A 1,879-nucleotide genomic window follows, 5' to 3' on the forward strand; every position below is an offset into this window, starting at 1 on the left:
GCTGTCGGGCTGGCTGGGGCCGGCCATGTCGCCCGCCGGGCCGGCCGGCGGGCATGTTGTCGGCCTCGCGGCCGTACTGGTGCCGGCCGCGCTCGCCGGCGCGGTCGGGGCCGTGCGGGCAGAGACCCGCGGGCCGGTGCTCGCGGCATGGGGCGTGGTCGTCGTCGGCCTGGCCGGCGCGGCCGTCGAGAGCTGCCTGGGGGTTGCCGGGCGCACCGGGGAGCCCGCCGCCGCGCAGCTCGCCGTCGCCGTCGCCGGCATGCTGGCGGCTTGCGCACTCTCAGTGACAGGAGTGCGGGGGATGCTCCGCCGTCACCCGCCCGGCTGGCGGCACGTCACGGCGCTGTCCCTCGGCGGGGCGGTCGCGGCCGGCCCGTTCACCGGCGCGTTCATGGTCGCCGAGGCCGGCCAGGTGGCGGCCGGCGCCGCGGTCCGCGCGGGCGGGATGGCGGCTTCCACGCTCGCGGCGGCGCGGCTGTCCGGGCCGGACGCCCGCGTGCTGGTACTGCGCCAGCCGGCGCGGGACGCGCCGGTCGGCTACACACTGACGGACGCCCGCGGCCCGCGCCTGGACACCACCTTCGGCGCGATGTCCGCCGCTGACGGCGCGGCGGTCGGGGTGGTCGTCGCGGATCTTGTCGCCGGGCGTGCGACAGCCGCCGGCGGGCTTACGGCGCTGGCCGTGGGCGCTGTCGTCGTCCCCGCCGCGGGCGCGGCTGCGCCGCTGGTCGCCACGTTGGACGCCGTGCCGGGGCTGGTCCGGGAACAGGTGGCGGACGACGCCGTGGTGTGGCGCCGTCTGCCGGCCGGCCCGCCGGGCCCGTCCGGTGCGGTGGCGGCCGGGCCCGGCGCGGCGCCGCCCCGGCGGGCCACGGACGCGGCAACGGGCTCCCCACGGTGACCGGGACGCAGGGGGCCCGCCCGGACCAGCCCGGCTGCCCGGACCAGCCCGGCCGCCCGGACCAGCCCGGCCGTCCTGAGTGGTCCGGCCGCCCGCAGCGGCCGGTTCAGGTGAAGCGGCCGGTCCGGGCGGAGCGACATACTCGAAGGGAGCTTCCCGGCCATCTGGCCCGGGCCGTGCGGACGGCGGCTGCCGGCGCGCCGCGTCCCGAGGACCGTGGCGAGCCGATCCGGGTCATGCTGGCAGTGCTGGGGCCGGTGCCGGCGTGCTGGGCGGCGACAGCCGGTCCGGGAGGTGCGGGCCGCGAGCTGGGCCGGGCGCGCGCGCCCGGCGGCGGTGATCGCGGTTGCCGTCATGTCCGCCCTGTCCAGCGTGCTGGCCCTGGCCGTCCTCGGCCGGCCCACGGCGGGCAGCCGGCCCGAGACGGTCCTGCCCACAGCCGGCCCACGGGTACCGGTGGCGTCCGCGATGCTGCTGTGCCCGGATCTCGACCCGCCGGCAGGCGCCCCGGTGACGGTGGACGTCGTGACCGCCGGCGGCGTGGTGGGTGGGAGGCCGGGCGCGGACGGGCGGATCTGGCTGTCCACCGGTGGCGCGGTGCGTGACGTCCCGACCGGTCCGGCCCGGGCGCGGGGCGTACTGGTCCAGACGAACGGTGGTGTGCCACTGGCCGTGCACGCCAGCGGCCCGGCGGCGGCCGGGCTGAGCGCCACGGTGACCGTCCCGGGCGCGCCCGGCCGGGCACCGTCCCGGGCACGCTGCGATCCGCCGAGGAGCGAGTTCTGGTTCGTCGGCCCGGGTACCGGTACCGGCCGTGACCCGGTGATCGTCCTTACCAACCCCGAGACAGCGCCCGCGCGTGTGGAGATCACGTCGTTCGGGCCAGCCGGCCGTGAGGAGGCGGGCGCCGCCACGCGGGCCACCGGTCCCGGCGCGGGTGACGGTGCGGCCACCGCTGGTGCGCTCGGCGATGGTGCA

1 protein-coding gene and 1 pseudogene are annotated in these 1,879 nt (G+C 79.7%); both read left to right on the plus strand.

Annotated features, from left to right (window positions below; genetic code table 11):
* A pseudogene (locus tag AC5LSR_RS15470) lies at positions 1 to 901 on the plus strand (hypothetical protein); the annotation flags it as partial.
* A gap of 354 nt (positions 902 to 1,255) precedes the next feature.
* Positions 1,256 to 1,879 (plus strand): DUF5719 family protein (locus tag AC5LSR_RS15475; RefSeq protein WP_493468613.1); only part of this gene is annotated, 624 nt, incomplete at its 3' end.

It is taken from the genome of Protofrankia sp. CiP1_Cm_nod4 (genome assembly GCF_982290645.1).